Annotated in this window: 18 protein-coding genes; 11 read left to right on the top strand and 7 right to left on the bottom strand. The window is 44.6% G+C overall.

All coding sequences use genetic code 11. The features are described from left to right. Positions 1–16 precede the first annotated feature (16 nt). Together ACED59_RS08015 and ACED59_RS08010 are read right to left on the bottom strand one after the other, a co-directional pair. Positions 17–1,183, bottom strand: a complete 1,167-nt coding sequence (locus tag ACED59_RS08015; protein WP_009847162.1) for a DUF1887 family protein — start codon at positions 1,181–1,183, stop codon at positions 17–19. 196 nt (positions 1,184–1,379) lie between these two features. Further along, a complete protein-coding gene (locus ACED59_RS08010; RefSeq protein ID WP_017096887.1) occupies positions 1,380–3,371 on the bottom strand; it encodes a methyl-accepting chemotaxis protein in 1,992 nt (663 codons plus the stop codon). A gap of 275 nt (positions 3,372–3,646) precedes the next feature. Between ACED59_RS08010 and hinT the strand changes: the two genes are divergently transcribed. The 7 genes from hinT to ACED59_RS07975 all read left to right on the top strand — a co-directional run bounded on the left by hinT (position 3,647) and on the right by ACED59_RS07975 (position 10,376). Continuing rightward, the gene (hinT, locus tag ACED59_RS08005; RefSeq protein WP_012604413.1) at positions 3,647–3,997 is read left to right on the top strand and encodes a purine nucleoside phosphoramidase; all 351 of its coding nucleotides are present in this window, start codon (positions 3,647–3,649) and stop codon (positions 3,995–3,997) included. A gap of 228 nt (positions 3,998–4,225) precedes the next feature. Further along, positions 4,226–5,617, top strand: coding sequence for a COG3014 family protein (locus ACED59_RS08000; RefSeq protein WP_017096886.1), 1,392 nt, complete (start codon positions 4,226–4,228; stop codon positions 5,615–5,617). Continuing rightward, positions 5,617–6,000 (top strand): YcfL family protein, encoded by a 384-nt coding sequence (locus tag ACED59_RS07995; protein ID WP_017096885.1) that lies wholly within the window; start codon positions 5,617–5,619, stop codon positions 5,998–6,000. The genes ACED59_RS08000 and ACED59_RS07995 overlap by 1 nt, the downstream gene beginning before the upstream one ends. Positions 6,001–6,139: 139 nt before the next feature. Further along, positions 6,140–6,730 carry a penicillin-binding protein activator LpoB gene (gene lpoB, locus ACED59_RS07990; protein ID WP_009847157.1) on the top strand — a complete coding sequence of 197 codons (591 nt, stop codon included), beginning with the start codon at positions 6,140–6,142 and terminating at the stop codon, positions 6,728–6,730. 226 nt (positions 6,731–6,956) lie between these two features. Further along, on the top strand, positions 6,957–7,823 hold the full coding sequence (locus ACED59_RS07985; protein WP_017096884.1) for a phosphotransferase: 867 nt from the start codon (positions 6,957–6,959) through the stop codon (positions 7,821–7,823). Between the two features lie 96 nt (positions 7,824–7,919). Next, complete coding sequence (gene ycfP / locus ACED59_RS07980; RefSeq protein ID WP_012604408.1) at positions 7,920–8,459, top strand: alpha/beta hydrolase YcfP; 540 nt, start codon at positions 7,920–7,922, stop codon at positions 8,457–8,459. 627 nt (positions 8,460–9,086) lie between these two features. Continuing rightward, positions 9,087–10,376, top strand: coding sequence for an NAD(P)/FAD-dependent oxidoreductase (locus ACED59_RS07975; protein ID WP_017096883.1), 1,290 nt, complete (start codon positions 9,087–9,089; stop codon positions 10,374–10,376). Between the two features lie 110 nt (positions 10,377–10,486). Here ACED59_RS07975 and ACED59_RS07970 read toward each other — a convergent pair whose 3' ends face one another. The 4 genes from ACED59_RS07970 to ACED59_RS07955 form a co-directional block, all read right to left on the bottom strand. Then, positions 10,487–11,032, bottom strand: coding sequence for a GNAT family N-acetyltransferase (locus tag ACED59_RS07970; protein ID WP_012604406.1), 546 nt, complete (start codon positions 11,030–11,032; stop codon positions 10,487–10,489). 136 nt (positions 11,033–11,168) lie between these two features. Then, positions 11,169–11,936 carry a peptidoglycan binding protein CsiV gene (locus ACED59_RS07965; RefSeq protein WP_017096882.1) on the bottom strand — a complete coding sequence of 256 codons (768 nt, stop codon included), beginning with the start codon at positions 11,934–11,936 and terminating at the stop codon, positions 11,169–11,171. 63 nt (positions 11,937–11,999) lie between these two features. Further along, positions 12,000–15,461 (bottom strand): transcription-repair coupling factor, encoded by a 3,462-nt coding sequence (mfd, locus tag ACED59_RS07960; protein ID WP_017096881.1) that lies wholly within the window; start codon positions 15,459–15,461, stop codon positions 12,000–12,002. A gap of 6 nt (positions 15,462–15,467) precedes the next feature. Beyond that, on the bottom strand, positions 15,468–16,037 hold the full coding sequence (locus ACED59_RS07955) for a hypothetical protein (RefSeq protein WP_009847150.1): 570 nt from the start codon (positions 16,035–16,037) through the stop codon (positions 15,468–15,470). Between the two features lie 227 nt (positions 16,038–16,264). On the opposite strand from ACED59_RS07955, the gene lolC reads away from it, so the two are divergent. The 3 genes from lolC to lolE are packed head-to-tail and all read left to right on the top strand — an operon-like array spanning position 16,265 to position 19,403. After that, positions 16,265–17,473 (top strand): lipoprotein-releasing ABC transporter permease subunit LolC, encoded by a 1,209-nt coding sequence (gene lolC / locus ACED59_RS07950; protein ID WP_009847149.1) that lies wholly within the window; start codon positions 16,265–16,267, stop codon positions 17,471–17,473. After that, entirely contained in the window at positions 17,466–18,158 is a 693-nt protein-coding gene (lolD, locus tag ACED59_RS07945) for a lipoprotein-releasing ABC transporter ATP-binding protein LolD (protein ID WP_009847148.1), read from the top strand. Before lolC ends, lolD begins: the two co-directional genes overlap by 8 nt. Beyond that, on the top strand, positions 18,159–19,403 hold the full coding sequence (gene lolE, locus ACED59_RS07940; protein WP_017096879.1) for a lipoprotein-releasing ABC transporter permease subunit LolE: 1,245 nt from the start codon (positions 18,159–18,161) through the stop codon (positions 19,401–19,403). 212 nt (positions 19,404–19,615) lie between these two features. On the opposite strand, the gene ACED59_RS07935 is transcribed toward lolE, so the two are convergent. Beyond that, a complete protein-coding gene (locus tag ACED59_RS07935; RefSeq protein ID WP_009847146.1) occupies positions 19,616–20,128 on the bottom strand; it encodes a DUF2062 domain-containing protein in 513 nt (170 codons plus the stop codon). 215 nt (positions 20,129–20,343) lie between these two features. Between ACED59_RS07935 and ACED59_RS07930 the strand changes: the two genes are divergently transcribed. Then, a complete protein-coding gene (locus ACED59_RS07930) occupies positions 20,344–22,476 on the top strand; it encodes a DNA internalization-related competence protein ComEC/Rec2 (protein WP_371704879.1) in 2,133 nt (710 codons plus the stop codon). Positions 22,477–22,482: the final 6 nt, after the last annotated feature.

The following is a 22,482-nucleotide window of genomic DNA, read 5'->3' as shown; positions in this document are numbered from 1 at the left end:
GTTCGAGTTTCTTAAATTAGCACTCTAAATCTTCATCACCACCGGCAGCGGTAAACCATGCCGCGAGATGTGTTTTAAGATCTTTTAATTCGTCAGGGCCAATCAATGCAAGGCCAAGATCTTCTGCTCGTGTGATGTCATTATGACGAAGAGGGCGGAAGCTCACCAACATTGCACGGGCCTGTAGGCCACCTAGCAGGTCTCTGAGCGATTCCAGCTTGTACAAGGTATCATCGCCATCATCTCGCATACCTTTGGTCTTACACTCGATGATGTGCAGCTTATTGTTCACTACAGAAGCAACATCAAGCTCATTACGAACCTCACGCTCACCGAGTTGACGATAAACCTGAACATTCAAAGAGCGGTCTTGAATGGTCGGCATGTCATCTTGGATCTGCTTTACGGTGCTATGAACCAATGTCTCAAGCCATTCGCCGTTTGAGAAGCGTCGCGCGTCTTCATTGGCAAACGTCAAAATACCATTGTCATAAGTGGCAATCTTAGCTTCAACCAAATCGCTCAACAGCATGTTCAGCTCGCGATAACCTTGTTGCTTCTCAGACAAGCCCACATCAAGCCTCTGTTCTTTACGGCAGGTCGTTGCAAGGTAGTTCAATGTAGCAAGGCCTGGGCCTAATTCTAATGCGTTACTTGCCCAACGCTCACCCAGTTCATACAGTTTTTGGTCAAGTTGCGGAGACAGTTGTACATCGCTGAATTCACCACGAGCACCGAATACCGTTAAGTAGTCATCGATAGTGATGCGGTCTTGAACTTGTGCGTCTTCTTTCCCATTCGGGTAGAGCCAGCACAGCTTGTCACTGTTTGGTTCAACAACAAAGATTGGCCAGTGGTAAGTACGAAATACTTCATAGACAGACAGTAGGCGGTGACGAAGGCCACAACTTGCGTTGAGCTTCACTTCTTGTCCCCGAGCTTTTAAGTCTTCAGCAAGGTTTTGGATCGATTCTTTAATTGCAGAGGTGTTTACGATAGTTGGAATCTCGAAAAATTCACTCGTAATATCACGCTTCTGCAAAACGCTGTCTAAGCGTTGATAGATACTGATTTGATTTTTGTCACCGATGAACACGATGTGAGTGCTGATCGTTCGGTTGTCGAGTAGTGGGGTGATCAACCGAATGGGGTCTTGATCGATAATGCCAACATGAACAGCCATATAAATTCCTTAATAGCGGCTCGCTCATAAAGGTGAAAGAAAAACGGGAAGCAGCAAGCCTTTATCATCATATAATGACAAAGCTCATAAAAAACAAGGGCAACCCTTGATAAAAGTTGCCCTTGTTCAATTAGTTATCACTATTGGGTGAGATATCCCAACATTTCAGGTGAATATCTATTGGTTCTTCGTTTACTTATAGCTTGAATTGATGAACTAAATCGCCTTGCTGGTTTGCCAGAATTGTTAGGTTTTGGCTTGCCTCTGCAATTGATGACATCGCTTGATAACTCTTATCAGCAATCTGGTTGATGTCTTCAATGTTACGCGCGATATCACCCGAAGTTTCACTCTGCTCAGCCGCGGCTTGAGAAATGTGCGTACTCATTCGACTGATTTCTAGAATCAATGCCTGAATTTCTTCCATAGCACTATTAGCACTTGAAGCTTGTTCAACCGACATATCCATATCGCTCATGCAGCTTTCAATCACATTACTTGCTGTTTTAGAACTTGATTGTAGGTTACTGATCATGGTCTCAATTTCAGACGTCGATTGAGTTGTCTTTTGTGCCAGTACTCGGACTTCATCTGCAACTACAGCAAATCCACGGCCTTGTTCACCAGCGCGTGCGGCCTCGATTGCTGCGTTGAGTGCAAGTAGGTTGGTTTGATCAGCAATACCACGAATAACATCGAGGATAGAGCCAATCTGGCTACTCATTTGTTGTAGCTCGCCTACAGCACCCACGGATTCAGTCAGACGTACCTCAAGTTGATTAATGGTACTGATGTTGGTGTTCATGACCTGGCGACCTGATTCAGAAGCCGATTCTACTTGTTGAACCATAGTTAATGAGCTTTGTGCGCTGTTTGCTACTTCTTGTACAGAGTGAGACATTTGTGTCATTGCCGTTGCGACGGTTGCTGTTTGTTCACGCTGACTGTTCAATTGAGCCTGTGTCTCAGAAGAGGTTTTTTGGTTTACGCTTGCAGTATTGGTTAGGTCATCTGAAGCGTCATTCAGTTTCACCAGAATATTGTGCAGGTTGTCGGCTAAGGTATTGATGTGACGGCTTACTCGGCTGAATTCGTTGTCGTATCGAATATCGATACGCTGAGTCATATCTCCTTCAGTCAGGCCTTCTAATGTACCTAGGATACGCGTTAGTGGCTCTCTTACACTATGTGCAATGTGGTAACCAATTGCTGCAGCGAATACGGTGACAACAATGCCAATTGCAATCGCTTTGAATAGACCGTTGTCGTAGATGCTGCTCGCATCTGCTAATGATGAGTTGAGTTGCTCTTCCGCTGTGACGTTGAAAGAATCCAGTACCGCCATTGCTTGGTCGACTTCAACGGCTAGATTAGCAATGTTGATGTACAAGGCTTCTTTCGCTTTCAGATAGTTATTATGTTTATCTAAAACACCGCCTTTTTGTCCCACGTCTTTGGTGAAATTTTTAACCGATTCATCGAAAACATTTTTAATCGCAGGCAATTGTGTCGCTAAGCCACGGTACGCGTAGTTTAGGTGGGTAACGGCCTTTTTGTTTTGGTTGACGGCTTTTTGTACGAAGGCAACATCAGAACTTGCTAGTGCATCAGAGGTAATCACCTCGGCGTCTTGTAGTTTAATAAAGTAGCTCTTTGCCATCACTTTTACAGAGATGCTTTTTTGGTCGGCAACGTACTCTTTCATGCCAACGGTCAATTCTGAATGTAAGCGTTGGAAATCACGTGATGCTTTTTGTACTTGCTCTTGCGCCTCAAACATAGCGATATAATTGTTCATCGCTTCATCTGCTTCGGTGAAGTAACGTTCTTCCATCGCTCTTAATTGCGTGATGCGCTCAGTGAGCGAGGTATTGTCTTGGCTTGCTGTTTCTAGGCTACCTAGAACTTCAGAAAAAGCGTTTTGTGATGCAGCAAACTCTGTACGCATTGCAGACATACGCTCAGAATTTTGTGTGGTTAAGAAGTCTTTAAATGACTTGTCAGCGGAAAGTAATTGGACACTTGTTTGGTTTGAAAGCGCAACCAGCGGCAATGAGACTTTTGAGACGCTCTCAAAGTTGCTATGTATCTGATTCATGCTGCTCATCATGATGGTTATCGTGACTGCGAACATGATGATGATCAGTGCGAAACCAGCGTACATACGCTTGATCACAGATCCCTTCATGACTTTCTCCCTAAATAAATGTGGACCTAATACCAGGTCAAAACAAAACTAACAAAATTATCAGGATTCTATTGAGCTCGGCTTACGCATTTTATGACGCACACGTCAAAAATAGCCCTTTGTCCTAGCCAATATGCTGTTCTTGAGAGGTAAGGCGTGTTTTTTTTGATTTGAACGGTGTTTTTTATTATGCTTTAAAGCAGGTTTATTGTGGTTTGATGCGGCATAGCGCATACTCAAAGCATTAAAAAATAAATGTTTTATCGGAGAGACACATGGCTGAAGAAACCATTTTTAGTAAGATCATCAATAAAGAAATCCCAGCAGATCTACTATACCAAGACGATTTAGTAACCGCATTTCGCGATATTAACCCTCGTGCTCCTAGTCATATTCTAATTATTCCTAACAAGCTGATTCCAACAACGAATGATGTTGAAACGGAAGATGAAGCAATGATGGGACGTATGTTTACTGTTGCTCGTAAGTTAGCAAAAGAAGAAGGCATTGCAGAAGATGGCTATCGTCTTATTGTGAACTGCAATTCTCACGGTGGCCAAGAGGTTTACCATATTCACATGCATTTGGTTGGTGGCCGCCCGCTTGGTCCGCTTTTAATGAGTTAATTAAAAGGCTAATAAGCTAACGAAACAGTTAATGATCTCGTTAATACAAGTTAATGGTTAATTAACATAAACAGCGAGTTGGAAAATTTGTTGTTTGTATGCCAACTTTTAGTTTTATCTGTTGTCTGAATATCGGCATCGATTAGGTAGAGCCTAAAAAGCAAGGTATCCACTTGCTTAAGATCCTTTTAACAAAGTTGGCATTTTAAACATGCACGGAGACGATAAGTGAAGCACCAGTTTAGATTCGCTTCCATTGCCCTGTTATCGGCGTTGACAGCGGGTTGTGCGAATATGTCGGCAGGGAGCCTGTTCAGTCATTACAGCGCGCAAAACAAAGAAATTTACCAAGCAGTCAAGTCTGGGGATTATTCAACGGCTCAACAAGAGTTACCAGATTACGCAGCAGGTGACATTCTTGATAACTTTGAAAAAGGTAGAATTAATCTACTTGATCAAAAATATCCTGAGAGTAAGTCGTCGCTCGAACTGGCCGATCAGGCAGTAAAAGATCAGCAAAGTAAAGCGGTGATCTCTGTATCAGACAGTGCAACCAGTGTCGGCGCGTTGGCTGTGAATGACAATATTACCGAGTATGTGCCAGCCGATTATGAGTTGGGCTTTCTGCATTTATATCTTGGTTTGAATTATTTAAAGAAAAACGACTTAGAAGGTGCGGTGATCGAAATGCGTCGTGCTAACCAAGTTCAGGAACAAGCCAAGAAGCAACGTGAAGCTGAGTTAGAAAGTGCTGCAAGCGATGCAAAATCTCAAGGGTTGTCTGCCAACGTGGGTAGTATTCTTGCGAATTATCCTGATGCGGGTAAAAAGCTGCAATCTGTGCAAAATGCGTATTTGATGTTTTTGTCTGGTCTGCTTTACGAAGCATCTAACGATCTGAACAGCGCTTATGTGGACTATCGACGAGCTTTGGCCATCATGCCTGAGAATCAAGAAATCATCGATAGAACCATGGCAACAGCTGCTCGCTTAGGCATGCGACAAGATTTAGCAACACTGAAAAAGCGCTACAAACAGTCATCTAAGTTAGGGGCAAGCGAAGGGCGAGTAATTGTGCTTCAAGAACAAAGTGCAGTTCAAGCGATGGACAGTTGGCGATTAGATTTACCTATTTATGACAGTCGCGATCAGGGCGCAATATACTCTCTGGCGCTGCCATATTATCCGAGCCAAAGCGTAGAACGCTTTTCTGCGCTACGAATCAGCGGGCAACCGTTGTCTGAGCATTTGATTACGGATGTGAATGCGATGGCGCAGAATGATTTATCTGAACGTATGACGAGCATTGTTATTCGCCAAGCGTTACGTGTGGTCGCGAAAGACCGCATTCGTAAAGAAGCAACTCAAGGTAACGATGTCGGTAACATTTTGTTCAACGTCTGGAATGCATTCACGGAACAACCAGACACTCGAAGCTGGCAATCTTTGCCTGCGGAAATAAAGACCAGCACGTTTGTAGCAAACAGTGGTCAATATACGTTAGAAGCGGGCGCTAAAACGTATGACTTTGATATTCGAGAAGGGCAGACCACTTTGGTGTGGATTTCTCGACAAGGAAACAATGCAACAATGTGGCATAAACAGCTAGGGAGGCTGTAATGAAAAAGTGGTTAATGAGCTTAGCAGCGGTTATGGCTCTGGCTGGTTGTGCTGATAATACAGCTGGCGTAAGGGTAGATAGTCAAACTCAGAACGTTTTCTTTGGTGATAAGGTATTGGGTAGCCGCTTACAGGTTGAAGATATCCGTACTGACCTCGTCGACGGTCATACGCGAGGAATCGTGCGTTTAAACAGTAACTATAAAGGCGATCAACATATCCTTTATCGCTTTTACTGGTACGACGATGCTGGTCTTGAGGTCAACCTAAAACAAGGACCTTGGAAGCAAGCGATTGTTCGTGGCTTTGAAAGTATTTCGTTGTCGGAAGTGTCGGTAAATCCGAAAGCGACTCAGTTCAGAGTTCAGTTCAGAGAGCAGTAAACTTTCGTTTGGAACCGCTCATATTTAGAGTGGTTCCAAGCTTTATAGCAAAGACGAGATAGAACGGGTCTAAGGATTCGAAAATACAAAAATTTAAGAGAGTGGGTAACCCCGCTTAGTGATTAGTTAAGGAAACAAAATGAAAAAGAGTGTCATTGCGCTACTAGGTTTAGCGGTTATTTTAGGCGGTTGTTCAAACAAGGTAAGCTACGGTGATGCACAATCAGTAGAAACCACGACAATCGATTTCGGTTCAACTGACCTTCAAACGATTGCGGGCGAAATGGTCGATAGCATGATGGCGTCTGGTTCTGTGTCTTACATTACTCGTGAGCAACGTCCAATCGTGTTCGTAGAGCGAATCAAGAACAAAACAAGTGAGCACATCGATACTGAGTCAATCACTGATACCATCAGTACTAAAATGCTGAACTCTGGTAAGTTCCGTTTCGTTGATATGGACCGTGTAGAGTCTGTTCGTGAACAATTGAATTTCCAAAATAACGATGAGCTTGTAAATCAAAGCTCAGCAATCCAATTTGGTAAAATGGTTGGTGCTCAGTACATGTTGTACGGCAACCTATCAAGCATCGTTAAGAAAGCGGGCAGCGACGAAGACGTATACTACAAAATGACCATGCGCCTAATGGATCTTGAGTCTGGCTTGATTGAATGGGCTGACGAAACTGAAATCCGTAAGCAACAATCTAAGAGCTTGCTGGGCTTTTAATTAAGTTTACTTGGCTTCTAATTAGCTTACTGGGTTTTTAATTTAGCTTATTGAGCTTCTTAAATGGTTTAGTGTGCTATTAACTTGGCTTAGTCATGCCTCAACGCAGTACATGTTATTTGCTGTGATTGGTATTAATGAAGAGGCACTGGCTTTTGGTCAGTGCCTTTTTTGTAGGGAAATTAAGACGTTTATAGGGCAGTTAAGACGTTTATAGGGAGTAAATATGGCGATTTTTTCTTGGTCTGAAGCAAAGCTTCTTGATACCAGTTTGAGTTCTCTTGATGGTTACTTTTCTGAGCCTCCAATCAGAGCACAGACACTGACAGGTGGGTTGACTAATCGATGTTGGAAATTGGTTTTAGCCGATGGCACCGCGTATGTTTGGCGTCCAATTACCCCCATCACCAAAGCGTTCTTCATCTCTCGCCATGAAGAGTATCAAGTACTGTCTGCTATTGAGCGCCTAGATATCGGCCCAAGTCCGATAGTGGTCAATGAGCAAGGCTTATTGGTTGAATGGATCGCGGGTGAGACGTTGTACGAAGGACTCGAGCAGGATGATTTACTGAAGACGCTGATCTCGGTGCATTTGGTTAATACTGCGCGACTGCCGCTCCAACCGTTCAGTTATACGGCTCGAGTTGACCACTACTGGCTTCAGCTTGATGCGGTTCATAAGACTGAAACCTGCACTAAGATTTATCAAGAGTGGCGCGTGGCTCCAAGTATCCCAAGTGTAGGCCTGTCTTTGTGTCATTTTGATCTCGGTGGCTATAACCTTGTGAAGAATCAAGATGGGATTAAGATCATTGACTGGGAATACGCAGCGCTAGCAGACCCAAGGCTTGATCTTACGCTGACTATTGCTGTTGCCCGATTACCAGTTACAGAAGCTGTTAATAAGTACTGTCAGCTAAGAGGTATCCATGATCCCCAATCTTGGCTTGACGGAGTAGAAGCCTGGTTACCAAGAAGCCAAATGATGGCAATGCTGTGGTATTTACTTGCTCATCAGCTATGGGGCGATGACAGTTATCTGCGTGAAGCAGAGGCTCTTAGTCACACTTTATGTAGCTATGATCACGTTTAGGAAGTGAAAAATATAATTTCAGAGGTCTTCCCTTTAAAACCTTGTTTTTCGTGTTAGATTGATCAAAACGTACCAATATTCAATGGGGGAGGTACAATGATTATCTATCTACACGGCTTCGACTCAACAAGCCCGGGCAATCACGAAAAAATACTGCAGTTGCAATTCATTGATGATGACGTTCGTTTCATCAACTACAGTACTTTGCATCCAAAACACGATATGCAGCATTTGCTAAAAGAAGTGCATAAAGTGATAGAGCAATCCGATGATCCACATCCAATCATTTGTGGTGTAGGTTTGGGTGGTTTTTGGTCTGAGCGTATTGGTTTCTTATGTGGGATTAAGCAGGTGGTGTTCAACCCTAATCTGCACCCTGAGAACAACATGGTAGGTCGAATTGATCGCCCAGAAGAGTATGAAGACATCGCGACTAAGTGTGTCGCTCAGTATCGTATGAAGAACAAAGGACGCTGTTTAGTGGTGCTTTCTCGTGAAGATGAAATTCACGACAATACGAAAACAGCTTCTGCTCTAGAAGATTACTACGAAGTTGTCTGGGACGAAAAAGAGAGTCATAAGTTCAAAAAGATCTCTCAACACTTACAGGCAATGAAGGCGTTTAAAAACGCTTAAGGATTACCGTCATTTTATAAAACAGCACTCAATTGAGTGCTGTTTTTTTATCCAAATTAGCAAGCGATGCCCGAAGGGTTCGAGCTGAGCACCCCGCAAAAAGCGTTTTACTCTTTGTTGAGGGAGATTTGCTTAGAATGACCAGGCTACTTCTCCCTTGCCGCGATTAAAACGCTTTTATATCGAACGAAATTTGACCGTGAAAAGGTCAATGTGCCCTAGTCATATAGATTTTATCGATGAGTTTGCGCAAACGTTAACTAATCAGTCACGAATCCTCATTGTGGGTAAGGATTTTTGTTGCGGTCATCTTTTTGCTATATATAATGTTCTAAAGCAAAATATTTTGATAAATGTCAAAAAAAATTGAGAGCGAGTGATAAAACTTGCCCATAATTTGTGCTCTGCCTCTCAGGTAGACACCTTTTTCATCCTCGTGAGCAAAGTGACAAACCAATGTTTGTTGCTTGTAATCCCTCTAACTACTCAGTGAGCTGTTGTTACTTATTATCACAGTCATCAAATGAGCCGCAGCCTTTGGAATTGAGGCCGAGTAGATACATAGAATTTATCGGTTGGAGTAATCGAGCCGAACCCCATTTATTCATTTTGTAGAGGATTGTCATTGTGACAAAAATTATCGTAGTAGGCGGCGGTGCTGGTGGTTTAGAACTAGCAACTAAGCTAGGCCGCACTTTAGGTCGTAAGAAACGTGCCCAGATTACTCTGGTAGACCGTAAAGCAAGCCACCTATGGAAACCATTGCTTCATGAAGTAGCCACTGGCTCATTGGATGAAGGTGTTGACGCGCTAAGCTACCGCGCACACGCGAAAAACCATTGCTTTGATTTCCAAATGGGCAGCCTGAACGATATCGATCGTGAACGTAAAGTGATTGCGTTGAGCGAGTTGACTGATGAGCACGGTGAGTTACTGATGCCAAGCCGTGAACTTGAATACGACATTCTTGTGATGGCGTTAGGTTCAACGTCAAACGACTTCAATACCCCAGGTGTTCGTGACAACTGTATTTTCCTTGATAGCCCAGAGCAAGCACACCGTTTCCGTACAGAAATGAACAACCAGTTCTTAAAGCTGCACGCTAAGAATGGTCAAGGTACGGTAGACATTGCGATTGTTGGTGCGGGTGCTACTGGTGTTGAACTGTCTGCTGAGCTTCACAACGCTGTGAAAGAGCTTCGTACATACGGTTTTGGCGACCTAGATTCAAGCAAGCTGAACGTTAACCTTGTTGAAGCGGGTGAGCGTATTCTTCCAGCTCTACCTCCTCGTATTTCCAGCGCAGCACATTCTGAGCTAACTAAGCTTGGCGTCAACGTGCGTACAACGACAATGGTTACACAAGCTGACGCTGACGGTCTAACGACCAAAGATGGTGAGAAGATCCCAGCACAGATCATGGTATGGGCTGCTGGTATTAAAGCGCCAGATTTCATGAAAGACATCGGTGGTCTTGAGACGAACCGTATCAACCAGTTGGTTGTCAAAAACACGCTGCAAACTACGCTTGATGACAACATCTTTGCTATCGGTGATTTGGCGCAATGTACACAAGCGGATGGTTCGTTTGTTCCACCACGTGCGCAAGCGGCTCACCAAATGGCAAGCTGCGCATTTAGCAACATCATCGCTAAGCTGAACGGCCGTGACCTGAAAGACTACATCTACAAAGATAAAGGCTCACTGGTTTCACTAAGCCGTTTCTCTACAGTAGGTAGCTTGATGGGTAACCTGACTAAAGGTTCGATGATGGTTGAGGGACGTATTGCTCGTGTGGTTTACATCTCTTTGTACCGAATGCACCAGATGGCACTTCACGGCTTAATCAAAACATCACTGATGATGTTGGTGGGTCGTATTAACCGTGTCCTTCGTCCAAACCTAAAGCTTCACTAATCAGGTAAGCCTTCTAAGGTCATTACGCTGATAATAAAAAAGAGCTCTTCGGAGCTCTTTTTCGATCGTGTCGAGTACGTGTTATTTCGGATTGTTACTCTATTAAGCGATTAAGATAATGGAGGTAACACAGAATAAACCACGCCATCTTTCGGTTTACCGTTAAAGATAAAGCGATTCTTTGCAATGGCTTCACGTTCAGCGCCACATTTCTCGATCAGCTTTTGGCTGGGTAGGTTCTCTGTATCGCAGACAATCTCCAAACGCGTCAACTTGAGCATTGCGAAGCAAAATTCAAATAGGGCAAGCATTGCTTCTTTCGCTATCCCTTTTCTCTGAAATTGATCACCCACCCAATAACCTAAACTTGCCATATTAAAGGTGTGGTAAAGCTCATTTATGGCCACCATGCCGACTAACTTTTCGCTTTTTCGTTCGAAGATACCAAAGCCAAACGCATCGGCTTTAACCCAGTTTAAGCGAGTCGCAAGAATGAATCTCTCGGCCTCGACGGTCGAAAACTCGTCGTGGCACCAGTCGAGCCATGGCAATAAACTCGGGGAGGATTTAACCAGCTGCGAAAACTCTTGAGCGTCTGAGGCTTCAATGATTTTTAGGTTGAGGTGTTGAGTATTTATCTGAAAGTCAGGGCTCATAAGAAATACCGAATTACATGTAAGTACTGAACAAAGGATTCAGTGCAGAATAAAGATAGATAGCACTTAATAAAACGCCCTCACTAGGAGGGCGGATTGAATTATTTATATAATTATAGCCGAATCGGCAAGTAACTTACTGCGCCACGCGTCGAACTTGAATAACCATTCCAAGAAGTGGGTGGTCAAGGTAGTGAGTTTCTGTACTGCGCATACGACGTTTTTGGTCCATGCGGTAGCTCTTAAGAAACTCTTGGACTTCAACCGTCGGAGAAATCTCCGTTAGATTACCCACTTGCACGTTACTTTCTGCACCACTTACAGGTGAATCTAGCTCGATTTGTTGCTCTTGTAGAGTCACTTCACGAACGCTCGGCGCTTTTAAATCCAATGTCGTTTCAGCATATAGATAGTGCTGAACGTAGATTTGCAGCTTGCCGTCTAACTCGTAAAGCGGCTTATCGATAGTCTCTTCTTGAAAACCATTCGGATTTGATGCAGTTACTGCACCTTTCTCAGAACCGTCGGCATTAAACTGTTTAGAGAAGTCTTTACCGGCTTGAATATGGAAAACCGGTGCCGAGCTTTTGCCTTGGTCGCCTTGACGCCAAGCGGTATGCATCAGAACTTCAAAGCCTGCGTGTTTGCGTAGCTTATCTTTCTGAGGTGTTAACTTGTATTCCGAGTAAGGCAGCATCTGCACGCCTTTCTTCGCTCGGTATTGGGTATCTTGAAATGAACCTACGCGCTCAAGTGAAATCTGAGGCTGTGTGTTTGGCCAAGATTCATTCACTTTTTCTGCATCAACAGCACGCTTAAAAATGATCACTTCTATATCAAATTGTCTCTGCGCCAAACTTGGCAGTGAGACGAACAATAGTAGCAGTGGGATCAGTCTTTTCATTTTTACTCCGTCTTCCAGCCGAACTACCGGCTGGATCATTTATATGTGCAAGTGGATTGGGTCTTATGCCGAAGGCAGCAAGTTCTGTCTGAATTCGCCCAATAAATCACTAACAAATTGAATTCGTTTCCGTCTGTCGACCAATGGTATCGTAAACTTGAACTTTGTTGGTCCTTCCATTGAAAACTTTTGCGGTTGAGATTGCAACAGTTTAACAAGGTAGGTCGGGTTTATGTCAGCATCCGGGTAGAATTCTAAGAATCCACCTTTATCATGAGCCTCAATTTTCTTCGCTTTGATAGACGCCGCGGCTAATTTTAGCTCTGAAACTGACAACAAGTTCTTGGTAGCATCCGGCAGAAGGCCGAAGCGATCAATCAGCTCGACTTTCAACTCTGCCAATTCGTCGGTGTCACTCACACTCGCAATACGCTTATAAGTAGACAAACGTGTATTGATGTCTGGGATGTAGTCATCAGGCAATAGCGCAGGCAGGCGCATCTCAATTTCAGTTTGTTCACGCAGTAGGTCATCAAGCGATGGCTCTCGCCCCTCTTTCAATGCTTCAACTGCTTGTTCAAGCATCTCCATGTACAAGGTGAAACCAACCGATTGGATTTGACCACTCTGTTCATCACCTAACAGCTCACCCGCGCCACGAATCTCTAAGTCATGGGTTGCTAGTGTAAAGCCTGCACCTAAGTCTTCAAGTGAAGCTATGGCATCTAATCGCTTAACCGCATCTTTGGTCATTGCTTTCGGAGGAGGTGTTAGCAGATAGGCATAGGCTTGGTGGTGAGATCGACCCACACGCCCACGCAATTGGTGCAACTGTGCTAAACCAAGGTTATCGGCTCTGTCCATTAAGATGGTATTGGCTGTTGGTACGTCGATACCGGTTTCGATGATGGTTGTACACACTAGCAAGTTAAAACGCTGGTGGTAGAAATCATTCATGATGCGTTCTAGTTCGCGCTCTCGCATCTGGCCATGAGCCACGGTGACACGCGCTTCTGGAATCAGTTTCTGTAGTGACTCAGCCGTCTTTTCAATCGTGTCTACTTGGTTGTGTAAGAAGTAAACTTGACCACCACGCATGATTTCACGAAGTACCGCTTCTCTGACGATCGCGTCATCACTCTCACGGACAAAGGTCTTTATTGCTAAGCGTCGTGCTGGTGGTGTTGCGATGATTGACAAGTCACGCATGCCGCTCATTGCCATGTTCAATGTACGTGGAATTGGCGTCGCGGTGAGCGTTAGGATATCGACATCCGCACGCATTGCTTTCACTTTTTCTTTCTGACGCACACCAAAGCGGTGCTCTTCATCGACAACCAACAGGCCAAGGTCTTTAAACTGAAGGTCACTTGAAAGTAACTTGTGAGTACCCACTAAGATGTCGACCTTACCGTCGGCGACATCTTGCATGATCGATTTCTGTTCTTTGGCTGATTTGAATCGAGACAGAACCTCAACACGAATCGGCAAGTTGGCGAAACGGTCGCGGAAGTTTTCAAAGTGTTGCTGAGCAAGTAACGTTGTCGGTACTAACACGGCCACTTGTTTGCTGTTATCGGTACACACGAACGCGGCACGCATTGCGACTTCTGTTTTACCAAAACCAACATCACCACACACCAAGCGGTCCATGGCTTTTGCTTGGCACATATCAGACATTACCGCATTAATTGCCATCGCTTGGTCATCGGTTTCTTCAAACGGGAAGCCAGATTTGAAGGTTGCGTACTGACCACGATCGAGCACAAATTTGTAACCCGGCTTAAGCTCACGCTTGGCGTAAACATCGAGCAGTTCGGCTGCGACGTCACGGACTTTCTCTGCGGCGCGCTTACGAGCTTTCTGCCATGCTTCACCGCCAAGTTTGTGTAGCGGTGCAGAATCTTCAGCGCCACCAGAGTAGCGGCCAATTAAGTTCAAAGAGGCAACAGGCACGTATAACTTGGCATCGTTTTGATACTCAAGTGTTACGTATTCGGTTTTCATCCCACCCGCTTCAAGTGTTTGCAAGCCGATATAGCGGCCAATACCGTGGTCAATGTGAACAACGGGTTGGCCCGGTTTAAGTTCCGCAAGGTGACGGATTACGGTGTCGCTGTTTACGCTTTTTTTGTCTTTTTTACGACGCTGAATAACGCGATCACCCAATAGATCACTTTCACAGATAAGGGCGATGTTTTGCTCTTCGTGGATAAAGCCATGCTCAGCAGAACCTAGGATCAGGGTGAACTTATCTTTACCTTTAATTGCCGCGTCGAGGTTTTCAACTTCGCTTGGACGAACTTTGATGCCTCGAAGCAATTCACTCAGAGCTTCACGGCGGCCTTCAGACTCAACCGAAAAAACAACCTTGCCATCGAAGGCTTCAGTGAACTTTCTTAAGTTAGACAACGGTTCTTTATTCTGATGTTGAACGCTGAGATCAGGCAGAGGCATAACCGGAAGGTTTGTACGCCCAGCTTTTTCTTCAATCGTGTCTAAGCTTAGGTTGACCTGTGGCTTCTGTTTGAAGTGTGCGAACAGCTCGTCTTTCTTCAACCAAAGTTGCTCAGGTGTCAGCAGTGGTCGTAGTGGATCAACGCCACGTTGCTCGTATCGGTGAGAAACGTCCGTTAGGAACGAATCTACTGCAGTCTCGACATCACCTAGAATCAGGAGTTGCGCTTCATCGGCAACATAATCAAACAAGGTTTCGGTGTGCTCGAAGAACAGCGGTTGCCAATACTCAATACCAGCAGGCCACGTGCCTTTAGAAACCTGCATATAAACCGATTCTGGTTCACGGCGCGCATCAAACTGTTGGCGCCAACGAATACGGAAATCTTCAATCGCTGTTTCCGAGGTTGGGAATTCGTGAGCAGGCAGCAGTCGAATCTCAGAGATGTCTTCGATAGAGCGCTGGTTTTCAGGATCGAAAGTACGGATCGTGTCGATCTCGTCATCGAAGAAGTCGATACGATACGGGTCTTTGCTGCCCATTGGGAACAGGTCGAGAATAGAACCACGGCTAGCGTATTCACCCGGGCCAAACACTTGGTCAACATAGCGATAGCCCGACTTTTCGAGTTGCAGACGTAATTTCTCTAGTGAATAGAGATCGCCTGTTTTCACCATTAACGTGTGTTGTAGTAAGAAGTCGCGCGGTGACTGGCGTTGCAATAACGTGCTGATCGGAACGATCGTGATGCCATCTTTTAGCGTTGGCAGTGCGTAAAGGCGTGCTATACGATCTGAGATGATCTCTTGGTGCGGTGAGAAGCTGTCGTATGGCAGAGTCTCCCAATCAGGGAATAGTGCCACCTCATTTGACGTAAACTGTTCAATTTCAGATTGAAGCTTGAGTGCGATCTGAGGATCGGGCACTGCAAGTAAAGTGTGGCTGTTATGCTGCTCCGCTAGTTTAGCGATAGTAAGCGCGAGAGATGAACCAACTAGGTTGCCGATGTGCTTTTTGTCACCGGCACCTTTGAGCTTAGGTAGTGTGAAAATGGATTGTTTTGTCATGTCTATTTACTTGTTATCTCGTTCTAGAGAGCGTTGACGTAAGAGCTTTTGTTGTTGATGGAGCGCAGCCTTGATCAACAAGTCTTGGTCAGTATCACGAAGATGAGCATATTTGAATTTGATTTCGAAGCCTGAATCTTTAGGTTCGCTAGCGAAGACCTCCGCGTAGCAATAGATAGCGGCGGCAGGGTGCTCGATAAAGAGCTTGGCTTTAACTAAGCGACCCGCTTCGATATCTGTTTTGGAAAAACACGAGAACTGACTCGCGCCAAATGAATACGTATGGGTGCGAAACTGTTCATCATCTTGTTGCGATAACATAAAGCTCAACAAGAGGTTTAATTTAGAGTTCTGTGCATCCAATAAACTGATGACATTCTTCAAGTCGCTGTTTTTCAGTTCGTTGCGAGCACTGTCGGCTAACAGGTCCAATTGGCTAAACTCACTTGCCACAACAAAAGGGGCAGGGATCTCCGATTCGAACTGAATCTGAGAAGGTAAAGCGAAGTTACTGTCCATTGGCTCAATATTAGCGGTAAGGCTGTGGTGAACGGTAAAAAACTCTTGTTCTGTCATGCGTTAGTTCCTTGAAGTGATCTATTGATTATCGCTATGTGGCCGCAGTAATCAAGGTCAGTTAATTGAAAGTCTCAAATAGTTGTTTGAAAGTCAGCTATTTGACAAGGTTCTGTTTTTCAAGCCTAACTAATTGAGTTAATTCACCCTATATTTTCAATTAACCCCTACACAGTAACGGCAATACCCGTTACATTAACCCGCATCTCCTTTAGATGGTTCAAAGTATGTTTCATCCTATTTCATTGTTTGTTGGCCTGCGTTATTTGAAAGGCCGTTCAGGTGATCGCTTTAGCCGTTTTGTTTCTTATATGTCGACAGCCGGAATTACCATTGGTGTGCTGTCTCTGGTTACTGTTTTGTCGGTAATGAATGGATTCGAAGCGCAGTTAAAAGACCGAATTCTTGGTGTCCTTCCTCAAGCCGTTGTTTACGAGCAAGGAGGCACAACGTCACTTTCTGCTCAAGCACCTAGCTTTGCGGAGCAAATGTCGCTCAATGGCCACGTAGAACCTATTGTTCGCAGTGAAGCGGTGATCCAAAGTCCTGCTCAGTTATCTGCGGGCTTGTTAATCGGTATTGAGCCAAATTCAGATGACCCTCTTCAGAATCATTTAATTGCTGGCAGACTGTCTTCACTCAAAGCTGGTCAGTATCAGCTTTTCCTTGGTCATACCTTGGCAAGAAACTTGAAAGTGTCTATGGGCGACAAAGTTCGCTTAATGGTCACCAGTGCCAGCCAATACACACCGTTAGGGCGCATACCTAGCCAACGAAATTTTACCGTAGCTGGCATTTTTAACACGGGTTCGGATATCGATGCTCAATTGATGGTGACAGATATCAACGATGCTGGGCGTTTGATGCGCTATAAATCAGACACCATTTCAGGCTGGCGACTGTTTTTTGATGACCCATTTGAAGTGGCAGAACTATCAAACCAACCGCTACCGGAAGGTTGGGTGTGGAGCGATTGGCGAGACCAACGTGGCGAGCTATTCCAAGCCGTTCGAATGGAAAAAAACATGATGGGTTTGATGCTTGGGCTGATCATTGGTGTTGCTGCGTTTAATATCATTTCTGCGCTTATTATGGTGGTGATGGAGAAACAGTCCGAAGTCGCCATCTTAAAAACCCAAGGTATGCGTGATGGTCAAGTCATGGGGATTTTTATGGTTCAAGGTGCAAGTAGTGGTGTGATCGGCGCATTATCTGGTGGCATCCTGGGCGTGATTTTAGCTTCGAACCTCAATACTATTTTAGAGGCGATGGGTGTTGCTCTGTTTTCATTTGGTGGACAGTTGCCAATATTGATTAATCCAATCCAAATTGCGGTTGTTGTGGTTCTGGCTATTGCACTTAGCTTGATTGCCACTGTATTCCCTTCTTATCGTGCATCGTCTGTAAAACCTGCTGAGGCCCTTCGTTATGAGTAATTTCCTTCAATGTAATGATATCCGTAAAACGTACCGTGAAGGCTCGTTAGATACTGAGGTTCTCAAGGGCGTCAGCTTCGAAATAGAAAAGGGTGAGCTAGTAGCAATCATTGGTACCTCCGGTTCAGGTAAAAGTACGCTATTGCATATTTTAGGGGCGTTGGATGATGCTTCTGATGGTAGCGTAAGCTTTCTCGGACAAGACTTAGCGTCTTTGAGTTCGAATAAGCAGGCTAAGCTTCGCAACCAGCATCTTGGCTTTGTTTATCAATTCCATCATCTTCTTTCTGATTTCTCAGCGTTAGAAAACGTAGCAATGCCGTTGTTGATAGGTGGAGAGAAGCCAGCGAAAGCTAAACAAGAAGCACAGTTGCTACTTGATAAAGTGGGGCTAAGTCATCGTGTTGACCACCGACCTTCAGAACTTTCAGGTGGTGAGAGGCAACGAGTGGCAATTGCTCGTGCATTGGTGAACAAGCCTGCGCTAGTGTTGGCGGATGAGCCGACTGGTAACCTAGACCACAACACAGCACTTTCTATTTACGACTTAATGCGCGAACTGAACCGTGAGTACGATACTGCCTTTTTGGTTGTGACTCACGATGGTGAACTTGCCGGTAAGATGGATCGCCAACTTCACATGCAAGATGGCTTACTGGTCAACGTAGAAAAAGAGGAGAGCTAAGTGTTTTCTTCTTTATCTCTATTGATAGGCGGCCGATTTAGCCGGGCGAAACAACGAGACAAAATGGTGTCGTTCATCTCTCTGTCTTCGACGATCGGTATTGCTGTCGGTGTCGCGGTAATCATCATTGGTTTGTCGGCCATGAATGGTTTCGAGCGTGAGCTTCAATCACGAGTACTTTCTGTCATTCCTCACGGTGAGTTTGAGGGCGTGAATAAACCAGTAACTCGCTGGGAGCATGTGATTGAGGAGTCGGTAAAGCACGATAAAGTCGTTGCTGCTGCGCCTTATGTGAAAATTACCGCGCTTGCCGAAAAAGGCAAAGAGTTGAAAGCAATTGAAGTTCGCGGCGTTGACCCACAACTTGAGCAACAAGTATCGAGCCTATCGAGTTTTATCGATAAGCAAGCTTGGAGCGATTTTAAGGCAGGGCAACAACAAATCATCTTAGGTTCTGGTGTGGCTAACGTGTTGGGGGCGAAAGTGGGTGACTATCTGACCTTGATGATCCCAACGGTTAACGGCTCTGTGAAAGTTCAGGCGCCAAAACGAGTTCGAGTGAAAGTGGTTGGCTTGCTGACGCTTAATGGCCAAATTGACCACAGCTTAGCTTTGATCCCGATCGGCGATGCGCAAATTTACGCAAACCTAGGCGAGGCAGTGACAGGGGTTTCTTTAAAAGTGACCGATGTTCTGAACGCGAACTCTATTGTGCGTGAGGTGGGTAACCAGCTTGATGTGTATGTGTATCTGCGAAGCTGGCAACAGAAGTTTGGCTTCTTGTATCGAGATATTCAGTTGGTTCGCACCATTATGTATCTGGTGATGGTACTGGTTATTGGTGTTGCTTGTTTCAATATTGTCTCGACATTAATGATGGCAGTAAAAGACAGAGCATCAGAGATCGCGATTTTAAGAACCATGGGCGCATCGGACGGCCTTGTGAAACGCATTTTCGTTTGGCAGGGCGTATTCTCCGGTGTGTTAGGTAGTTTGGTGGGCAGTGTAATAGGCGTGTTAGTGGCGCTTAATCTCACGACACTTATCAAAGGGCTTGAAAGGCTAGTTGATCACCAGTTCTTGTCCGGTGACATCTATTTTGTCGACTTCTTGCCATCACAACTCGATATGACGGATGTTGTTGTGGTTTCAGGTACAGCGATTGTATTGAGCCTATTGGCGACATGGTACCCAGCATCACGAGCAGCCAAGTTAAACCCTGCCTCGGTGCTTAGCTCGAAGTAATGCGCTGAGTAATACTTTATGTAGCATGATAGACAAATGGCATACACAAAAAAGGATCCCTGATGGGATCCTTTTTTTTGAATTCAATCTGCATTCTTTACGACTGTGGTTACATCCCAATATTGCAGAGTTCTGCGGTTCATCTGACTTTAACTTGTGTGCGGTTTAAGTGAAGCGCATACAAGGATAGATTGAACGACAAGGAAAAGTTGTCAGTACCTTGCTTGACGCTTCTTCCAACTTCTTACTACTGAGTAACGCCATAACCCGCGAATACCAAAGTAGCCAATCATTGCTGAAACCACGCCACAAATCAGGCAACCCAGTAAGAAAGGAGGCCCGATTGTATTCATTTGCGCCAAGATGAAGTCCCAAGACAATTCGAAATGGAAGGCTTGAGGTGGTACATGCATAACAAACGCCCCGACTTTATAAGCAAAGTAGAAGAGAACGGGCATAGTGACCGGGTTACTGATCCAAACAAGTGCGACAGCCAAAGGTAGGTTAACGCCACATGCGACAGCAAGGCCTGCAGACATAATCATTTGGCTTGGTAGAGGGACAAACGCCATGAATAACCCAACAGCGAATGCGCCAGCCGCAGAGCGACGATTAAGACACCATAAGTTGGGGTTGTACAAAACATTGCCAAAAACTTTCAATGCTTTCTGACGCTTGATTAGCTCATGGTCAGGCATAAATCGTTTGATAAACTTTCTTGGCATAGGAGGAAGCTACTCTCTTGTTTAACACTTGGTTCTTGATTTCATTTGCTGCGACAGTTGTGTCTGCCAGCTTCTGGCCTGTGATGCCTCATTGGGTTTGGGCACCATTGATGCTGTTGTTACTACTAGCATCAACAAAGTATAGCGTTTTCCGGAGTGCAAGAGGTCTAGCAACAGCATTGATACTAGTTATCTGCCTAGGGAATGTAATTGAAATACAAACGAGTCGCTTATTTCAATCAGGGCAGAATACTACCATAAATGCTTCGGTTGTTAGCCTTTTTAGTGAAAATAGCCACGGTTTTGAAAGCGTAATAGTAGCTAGATCAATTGGCGGCGAAAAATTAATCTTTCCTCAATTGATAAAATTACGTTTGTTTACTCCTTTTAAGTTAACACTCGGAGATGATGTCAATTTATCTGTGTATATAAAGCCTGTATGGGGCAAACTCAATGAAGCAGGCTTTGATTTAGAAAAGTATCTGTTTAGCGCAGGTGTGGTTGCCAATGCAATTTACAGATCTAATACAAAGTATCGCATTCATACCAATAGCAACTTACGGTCCTATTGGTTTGAAAACAGTCTTGAAAGGTTAAGTCAACTGGCAAATCAAGACCTCATTATGGCTTTGAGTTTTGGTTATCGAGACCTTATTCACTCTCAGCGTTGGGACTTACTTAAAAGCAGTGGTTTGATTCACTTGATGGCTATTTCGGGGCTGCATATTGGGATTGCCTTTGGTATCGGCTATCAAGTAGGAAAGGTATTCAGGTTACTATCATCTTCACTTCTTTGGTTGCCCACAATATTCGGAGTCGGCTTAGCCTATTTCTACAGTTGGTTTGCTGGGTTCACGCTGCCCACCTTGAGAGCTTTGGTGATGTGTATTATCGCCAGCTATTTCTTGTGGCGTGGGCAAAATATCAGTTTGTTTCGGTATGTCGCCTTAAGTCTGTGCGTGGTTCTGCTAATTTGGCCATTTTCAGCATTATCGAGTAGCTTCTGGTTGTCTTTTGGTGCGTTAGGTGCCGTTCTTTACATTGCGTTAAATAGTCAGTCATCCGATTCCAACTCAACATTTATCGACCGAGCACTGCAGCTCTTCAAGATTCAGTTAATGCTGACATTCCTGATTGCTCCCTTTTCGATGCTGTTCTTTAATGGGGTCAGCTTAGTCTCTGTTTTCTACAACTTGCTCCTTTTACCTTGGGTGTCGATGGTGGTTATTCCACTATTGTTCCTGGCAATGTTCTTTAGCTTAATATTGGCGCCAGTATCAGGTGGCGTTGGCTTAACTACATTCAACAATGGTTTGTCTGAACAATTATGGATGTTGGTCGACTTATCGCTTGAGCCTCTCGTATTTAGTCTTCCTTTCTCTGAACGATTTTGGTTTCAAGTGGATAATCACACGATTGAGTTGTCTGTATTCCTCATCTTGTTTTTCGGTTTTGGCAGTCGATATTTCAAGCGAGCACTATCTATATTGATTATTACCGTGTTTGTACTGTGGTGGGAGTTCGGCAAGCCTCAACAAGACAAACTAACTATCGATATCTTGGATGTTGGTCACGGGTTGTCTTTGCTCTTAGAAAAGAACAATCAGATTGTTGTTTACGATCTTGGTAACGCATGGCCAGGAGGTTCCATTGTCGAATCCTTACTTATCCCTACTTTGAATCAGAGGGGAATTCATGAGTTGGAGGGTGTAATAGTGAGTCATTTCGATTCTGACCACGCTGGTGGCTATTCGTCGTTACTTGAAAATTACAACCCTAAGTGGGTAAGAGCCAGTCAGAATATCAGTCAACAAGGACAATCTACGATTCAAGAATCGTCAAATATTCAAGCATGTATTTTAGGAGAAGTATGGACTTGGCAAGGGGTTGCTTTTGAGGTCTTGTGGCCTCCCAAACAAGTGAAGAGGGCGTATAACCCACATTCGTGCGTGGTCAGGCTTTTTGACCCCGATCTAGAGTTCTCGATGTTACTTACTGGTGATATTGAATTGGTCAGTGAGTGGTTACTTGCACGCGAAGGCGAACGGCTTCGAAGTGACGTAATGCTTGTTCCTCATCATGGTAGCAATACGTCTTCGATCGCCAGTTTTATTGAGGCCGTTTCACCTCAGTTAGCGATCGCTTCTTTGGGCAAAGGCAATCAATGGGGGATGCCGAGTGAATCCGTTATTGAACGTTATCACGACGCAGGGAGTGCTTGGCTTGATACTGGAGAAAGCGGCCAAATAACCATCAGTATTGGTCAAGAAGGTTGGCAATATCATGAGATTAGAGAACAACAAGGCAGACAGTGGTATAGGCAGATGCTTCGTAAGGGAGTAGAATAGGAAGAC

This window comes from Vibrio sp. FF266, from assembly GCF_041439695.1.
Taxonomy (GTDB): domain Bacteria; phylum Pseudomonadota; class Gammaproteobacteria; order Enterobacterales; family Vibrionaceae; genus Vibrio; species Vibrio tasmaniensis_A.
This window is presented reverse-complemented; position numbering and strand designations above follow the sequence as displayed.